The 6,400-nt window shown below is 69.7% G+C and carries 6 protein-coding genes; 5 read left to right on the top strand and 1 reads right to left on the bottom strand.

What is annotated here, in order from left to right; translation table 11 throughout:
* Nucleotides 1-79 precede the first annotated feature (79 nt).
* Nucleotides 80-436: a VOC family protein gene (locus ABZY89_RS22980; RefSeq protein WP_355230942.1), complete on the bottom strand. Its 357-nt coding sequence runs from the start codon at nucleotides 434-436 to the stop codon at nucleotides 80-82.
* Between the two features lie 115 nt (nucleotides 437-551).
* On the opposite strand from ABZY89_RS22980, the gene ABZY89_RS22975 reads away from it, so the two are divergent.
* From ABZY89_RS22975 to ABZY89_RS22955, 5 genes are read left to right on the top strand one after another with little or no spacing between them, the layout of a single operon-like run.
* On the top strand, nucleotides 552-1,151 hold the full coding sequence (locus tag ABZY89_RS22975; RefSeq protein WP_355230940.1) for a TetR/AcrR family transcriptional regulator: 600 nt from the start codon (nucleotides 552-554) through the stop codon (nucleotides 1,149-1,151).
* The gene (locus tag ABZY89_RS22970; protein ID WP_355230938.1) at nucleotides 1,148-1,954 is read left to right on the top strand and encodes a TIGR03084 family metal-binding protein; all 807 of its coding nucleotides are present in this window, start codon (nucleotides 1,148-1,150) and stop codon (nucleotides 1,952-1,954) included. Before ABZY89_RS22975 ends, ABZY89_RS22970 begins: the two co-directional genes overlap by 4 nt.
* On the top strand, nucleotides 1,951-3,669 hold the full coding sequence (locus ABZY89_RS22965; protein ID WP_355230936.1) for an acyclic terpene utilization AtuA family protein: 1,719 nt from the start codon (nucleotides 1,951-1,953) through the stop codon (nucleotides 3,667-3,669). The genes ABZY89_RS22970 and ABZY89_RS22965 overlap by 4 nt, the downstream gene beginning before the upstream one ends.
* A complete protein-coding gene (locus ABZY89_RS22960) occupies nucleotides 3,666-4,799 on the top strand; it encodes an acyl-CoA dehydrogenase family protein (RefSeq protein ID WP_355230934.1) in 1,134 nt (377 codons plus the stop codon). Before ABZY89_RS22965 ends, ABZY89_RS22960 begins: the two co-directional genes overlap by 4 nt.
* A 10-nt stretch (nucleotides 4,800-4,809) precedes the next feature.
* A complete protein-coding gene (locus ABZY89_RS22955) occupies nucleotides 4,810-6,396 on the top strand; it encodes an acyl-CoA carboxylase subunit beta (RefSeq protein WP_355230932.1) in 1,587 nt (528 codons plus the stop codon).
* Nucleotides 6,397-6,400 lie beyond the last annotated feature (4 nt).

The following is a 6,400-nucleotide window of genomic DNA, read 5'->3' as shown; positions in this document are numbered from 1 at the left end:
GGGCGACGAAACTCGAGTTTCGTCGCCCACAACTGCCTTTTCGGCTCGCCATTTGTGCCGACTCGGCGGGGCGGGTGCGTCAGGCCTGGCAGAGGCAGAACGGGTGGCCGGCGGGGTCGAGGAAGACGCGGAAGGTCTCACCGGGCTGATGAGCGGCCTTGGTGGCCCCCAGTTCGAGGACCGCCTTCTCGCCGACGTCGAGGTCATCGACGTCGAAGTCGAGATGGGTCTGCTGAGGTACGTCTTGTCCCGGCCATTCGGGGGCCCGGTAGTTCTCGACGGCCTGGAAGGCGATGTTGCCGTCCTCGCCGTACGCCTCGGTCCACTCCGGGTCGTTGACCTTCACCTCCCACCCGAGGAGGTCGGCGTAGAACCTGGCCAGGGTCACCGGGTCAGGACAGTCGATGCAGAGGTTCGGGTTGCGTGCGATAGCCATGGGACCGACGTTACGAGCGGTTCCGGACGTTCTGCTTCCGCCTGCGGCGTCCGTCGTCTCAGAAATATACAGTCAGGGTTGACTGTTTGTTTCTGGCGCGGCAGAGTGCGTGCCTGTGAGCCAGGCCACCCGCGTACCTCAGGAACAGCGCACCCGCGCGATGCGGGCCCGCCTCCTCGACGCCACTGTCGAGCTGCTGGCGGAGCGCGGCTTCGCCGGCACGTCGACCACGCTCGTCTCCCAGCGTGCCGGGGTCTCCCGTGGGGCGCAGCTGCACCACTTCCCGGCCAAGAACGACCTGGTCGTGGCGGCGGTCGAGCACATCACCGAAGCCCGCGGCGAGTCGCTGAAGGAGGCCGCCGGGGCGCTGCCGGAGGGCGGGCAGCGTACGCGGCACGTGCTCGCCATGCTCGCCGAGCAGGTCACCTCCCCGGTCTTCGCCGCGGCCCTGGAGCTGTGGGTCGCGGCCCGCACCGACGAGCAGCTGGCCGCGGCGGTGGGTCCGCTCGAGCAGCGCATCGGCCGTGAGCTCCACCGGGCCACGGTCGAGCTGCTCGACGTGGACGAGTCGAAGCCGGGGGTGCGCGAGCTCGTGCAGGCCACGCTCGATCTCGTCCGCGGCCTGGCTCTGGCTGACACGATTACCGACGACGCCGCCCGACGCGAGCGGATCCTCGACCACTGGGCCGAGGTTCTGGAAAGAGAGCTGCGATGAGCCTGCTGGATTCACTTCTCGAGGACCTCTCCATGGAGGGGTTCGAGCTGCGCCAGGTGGTGGCGGGCCTGAGCGAGGCGGGCTGGCGCGAGCCGACGCCGGCAGCGGGCTGGGACGTCGCCGCCCAGATCGCTCACCTGGCCTGGACCGACGAGGCCGCGCTCGCCGCGACCGAGTGGGTGGCGGGTGACGCGACCGCCTGGGACGAGTTGGTCACCGAGGCGCTCAAGAACCCCGAGGGCTACGTCGACGAGGCCGCACTGGCGCTGGCCACGATGCCGGCGACCGACCTGTTGGAGCACTGGGACGGCGTGCGCGGCGAGCTCGCCGGAGCACTCGCGAACGTCCCGAACGGGCAGAAGCTGCCCTGGTTCGGGCCGCCGATGTCGCCGGCCTCGATGGCGACCGCGCGGTTCATGGAGACCTGGGCCCACGGGCTGGACGTACGTGAGGCGCTCGGTCTCACCTACGAACCCAGCGACCGCATCAAGCACGTCTGCCACCTCGGCACCCGCACCCGCGACTTCTCCTACGGCGTCCACGGTCTGACCCCGCCGAGCTCCCCGTTCCGGATCGAGCTGACTGCGCCGTCCGGTGAGGTCTGGGAGTGGGGACCTGAGGATGCGGCGCAGAGCGTCCGAGGCCCGGCGTACGACTTCGCGCGTCTCGTCACCCAGCGCATCCACCGCGATGACACCGCGCTGGAGGCGACCGGGGACGACGCCGAGAAGTGGCTGAGCATCGCCCAGGCGTTCGCCGGCCCCGCCGGCTCCGGACGTGGCCCGGAAGGGGACGCGCGATGATCACGATCGGCAACTGCTCCGGCTTCTACGGTGACCGGTTCTCGGCGATGCGCGACATGCTCGAGGGCGGTCGGCTCGACGTGCTCACCGGCGACTACCTCGCCGAGCTCACCATGCTCATCCTGGGCAAGGACACCCTCAAGGACCCGACGACGGGCTACGCCAAGACCTTCCTGCGCCAGGTCGCCGACAGCATCGACCTCGCGCTGCAGCGAGACGTCAAGATCGTCTCCAACGCCGGCGGTCTCAATCCCGCCGGTCTCGCTGCCGCTATCGAGGCGCTGGGGACGAGCGCCAAGGTGGCCTATGTCGACGGTGACGACCTCCGGGGTCGGCTCGACTCCCACCCCGACGCCATGACCGCCAACGCCTATCTCGGTGCCTTCGGGATCGCGCACGCGCTCGACGCCGGCGCCGACATCGTCGTCACCGGCCGGGTGACCGATGCGTCGGTCGTCGTCGGGCCGGCGATCGCCCACCACGGCTGGAAGCGCGACTCCTACGACGAGCTCGCCGGCGCCGTGGTCGCCGGGCACGTCATCGAGTGCGGCACCCAGGCCACCGGCGGCAACTTCTCCGGGTTCCTGACCATGTCACCGCAGGCTCGGGCGCGCCCGCTGGGCTTCCCGGTCGCCGAGATCGCCGTCGACGGCTCCTCGATCATCACCAAGCAGGACGAGACCGGCGGCACGGTCACGGTCGACACGGTCACCGCGCAGCTGCTCTACGAGATCCAGGGTCCGCTCTACCTCGGTCCCGACGTGACGACCGACCTGACCTCGATCCGTCTGGAGGAGGTCGGGATCGACCGGGTCGCGATCACGGGCGTGGCGGGCACCCCGCCGCCGGCGACCCTCAAGGTCGCGGTCAACTCGCTGGGGGGCTACCGCAACTCCGTCGAGTTCGTGCTCACCGGTCCCGACATCGAGGCCAAGGCCGCCTGGCTGCGCGACCAGCTCGACGCCGAGCTCCCGATCGGACCGGACTACACCTGGTCCACCTACCGCATCCCCGCACCCGACTCGCCTACCGAGGAGGGAGCCGCCTGCATCCTGCGGCTCTCCGCGCGGGCGGCGGACGCCGACGCGGTCGGCCGTGCGCTGACGGCCCCGGCCATCGAGCTGGCGCTCGCCACCTACCCGGGCTTCCACGTCACCGCGCCCCCGGGGCGGCCGTCTCCGTTCGGGATCTACAAGGCTGCGTACGTCCGGCGCGACCGCGCTCCGGAGACCGTCCACCTCCCCGACGGCTCGACCTACGAGGTTCCGGCTCCCTTGGCGTATGCCGAGGCGTCACGCGCGTCGGCCGAGACGTCACGTGCGTCGGACAAGGTGACCTCTCGACCGACGGGAGCGACGCCTCGGCCGACCGGGGCGACGTCTCGGCGAGAACTGGGGGAGCTGGTCTATGCGCGATCCGGCGACAAGGGTGGCGACGCCAACCTCGGGCTCTGGGTTCCGCAGGGGAAGCCGGACGCGGCCGTCGAGTGGCTGCTGGACACCGTCACCCCGGAGTGGGTACGGGAGCTGCTGCCCGAGGCCGAGGACCTCGCCATCGACATCACGCCGCTGCCACACCTGCGCGGGGTGAACATCGTCATCCACGACCTGCTGGGCGAAGGGGTGGCGGCGTCCACCCGCTTCGACCCGCAGGCGAAGGGCCTGGGCGAGTGGGCCCGAAGCCGATTTGTAGACATTCCGGAGGGGCTTCTGTGAGCGAGGATCTGTTCCAGCTGGGCGCCGAGTTCGTCCGCCGTGAGGTCTTCCCTGACCTACAGGTTTGGGAGGACAACCAGGAGATTCCTCGGGAGGTCCACAAGGCCGCCGCCAAGCAGGGCCTGCTCGGGATCGGGTTCCCCGAGGAGGCCGGCGGCGAGGGCGGCGGACTGGCCGACACGGTCGCGGTGACCGAGGGAATGATGTCCGAGGGCGCCTCCTCCGGCCTGCTCGCGGGCCTGTTCACCCACGGGATCGCGCTGCCGCACATCGCCAAGCACGGCTCGCCGCACCTCATCGACACCTACGTGAAGCCCACGCTGGCCGGCGAGAAGATCGGCAGCCTCGCCATCACCGAGCCCGACGGCGGCTCCGACGTCTCCCACCTGCGCACCACCGCGGTCCGCGACGGCGACGAGTTCGTGGTCAACGGCGCCAAGACGTTCATCACCAGCGGCGTACGCGCCGACTTCGTCACCACCGCGGTCCGCACCGGCGGTCCCGGCGCCGGCGGCATCAGCCTGCTGGTGATCGACAAGGACACCCCCGGATTCACGGTCACGCGCAAGCTGGCCAAGATGGGCTGGCACTGCTCCGACACCGCGGAGCTCGCCTTCGAGGACGTACGTGTCCCCGCCGCCAACCTCGTCGGCGACGAGAACGCCGGGTTCATCTACATCGCCGAGGCGTTCGTGACCGAGCGGATCGCGCTGGCCGTGCAGGGCTACGGCACCGCCGCCCGATGCCTGGCGCTCACCGCCGACTTCTGCCGTCAGCGCGAGACCTTCGGTGAGCCCCTGATCAAGCGCCAGGTCGTACGCCACAAGCTGGTCGAGATGCACCGGCAGGTCGAGGTGGCCAAGGCCTACACCCACGCCGTGGTCGCACGCTACGACCGTGAGGGGTCGACCCAGGCCACGATCGCCGAGGCGGCGCTGGCCAAGCAGACAGCGGTCGAGGCCTGCACCTGGGTCGTCGACCAGGCCGTCCAGCTCCACGGCGGGACGGGATACATGCACGGGACCGAGGTCGAGCGGCACTACCGCGACGCCCGGATCCTGCCGATCGGAGGAGGAGCCACCGAAGTGATGACGGATCTGGCGGCCAAGTTGCTGGGACTGGACCGATGAGGCGGGCCCGATGAGCGACAACAGAGAAGCCCTCCTCGAGAAGATCGAGGCGCTCGACGCCGAGCACGCGAAAGCGGCGGCCGGCGGCGGCGAGAAGTACGTCGCCCGCCACAAGGCCCGCGGCAAGCTCCTCGCCCGCGAGCGGATCGAGCTGCTCCTGGACGAGGGCAGCCCGTTCCTCGAGACCCAGCCGCTGATCGGCTGGGGCAGCGACTTCCCGGTCGGTGGCTCGATCATCACCGGCATCGGTGTGGTCGAGGGCGTCGAGTGCATGATCGTCGCCAACGACCCGACGGTGAAGGGTGGCGCGCTCAACCCCTACTCCCTCAAGCGCTCCTTCCGGGCCGCGGAGATCGCGGAGAAGAACGGTCTCCCGACGATCAACCTGACCGAGTCCGGCGGCGCCGACCTGCCGACCCAGAAGGACATCTTCATCCCCGGCGGCAAGGGATTCCGCGACCTCACCAGAGCCTCCGCCCGCAAGCAGCCGACCATCTCGGTGGTCTTCGGCAACTCCACGGCCGGTGGTGCGTACGTCCCGGGCATGAGCGACTACGTGATCATGGTCAAGGAGGGCGCGAAGGTCTTCCTGGCCGGCCCGCCGCTGGTGAAGATGGCCACCGGCGAGGACACCGACGACGAGTCGCTGGGCGGCGCCGAGATGCACTCGCGCATCTCCGGCTCCTCCGACTTCCTCGCCGTCGACGAGCACGATGCCATCCGGCAGGCGCGACGCGTGGTGGCCAGGCTCAACTGGCGCAAGCACGGTCCCGAGCCGAAGGCGAGCTACGAGCCCGAGCTCGATCCCGACGGCCTGCTCGACCTGATTCCGACCGACCTCAAGGAGCCCTTCGACCCGCGCGAGGCGATCCTGCGGATCGTCGACGGGACGGGACCCGACAACGCCAAAGACCGTCAGGACAGCGCGTTCGACGAGTTCAAGCCCCTCTATGGACCGAGCCTCTGCGTCGGCTGGGCGCGGCTGCACGGCTACGAGATCGGCATCCTCGCCAACGCCCGCGGCGTACTGATGAGCGAGGAGGCCCAGAAGGCGGCGCAGTTCATCCAGCTCGCCAACCAGAAGGACACCCCGCTGCTGTTCCTGCACAACACGACCGGCTACATGGTCGGCACGGAGTACGAGCAGGGCGGCATCATCAAGCACGGCGCCCTGATGATCAACGCGGTCTCCAACTCCACCGTCCCGCACCTGACCGTGATCATGGGCGCGAGCTACGGCGCCGGCAACTACGGCATGAACGGGCGCGCGTACGACCCCCGCTTCCTGTTCACCTGGCCCTCTGCCAAGTCCGCGGTCATGGGGCCGGCCCAGCTCGCCGGCGTGATGGAGATCGTCGCCCGCGAGTCTGCGGAGAAGAAGGGCGAGGTCTTCGACGCCGACGGGTTCAAGGGCGTCAAGGAGATGGTCGAGGGGATGGTCGAGGAGCAGTCGCTGCCGATGTTCCTCTCCGGGCTCGGCTATGACGACGGGGTCATCGACCCGCGCGACACCCGCACCGTCCTCGGCCTCTGCCTCTCCGCCATCGCCACCCGACCGATCGAAGGCGCCATGAACTTCGGCGTCTTCAGGATGTGAGTGC

Source organism: Nocardioides sp. NPDC006303 (assembly GCF_040613175.1).
Lineage (GTDB): Bacteria > Actinomycetota > Actinomycetes > Propionibacteriales > Nocardioidaceae > Nocardioides.
The sequence above is the reverse complement of the archived record's forward strand: the minus strand, read 5'-3'. Positions and strand labels throughout refer to the sequence as shown.

What these genes read in the sequence shown, in the direction of transcription:
- ABZY89_RS22980 (WP_355230942.1), bottom strand. Translation starts at nt 436, where the DNA reads ATGGCTATCGCACGCAACCCGAACCTCTGCATCGACTGTCCTGACCCG.
- ABZY89_RS22970 (WP_355230938.1), top strand. Translation starts at nt 1,148, where the DNA reads ATGAGCCTGCTGGATTCACTTCTCGAGGACCTCTCCATGGAGGGGTTC.
- ABZY89_RS22965 (WP_355230936.1), top strand. Translation starts at nt 1,951, where the DNA reads ATGATCACGATCGGCAACTGCTCCGGCTTCTACGGTGACCGGTTCTCG.
- ABZY89_RS22955 (WP_355230932.1), top strand. Translation starts at nt 4,810, where the DNA reads ATGAGCGACAACAGAGAAGCCCTCCTCGAGAAGATCGAGGCGCTCGAC.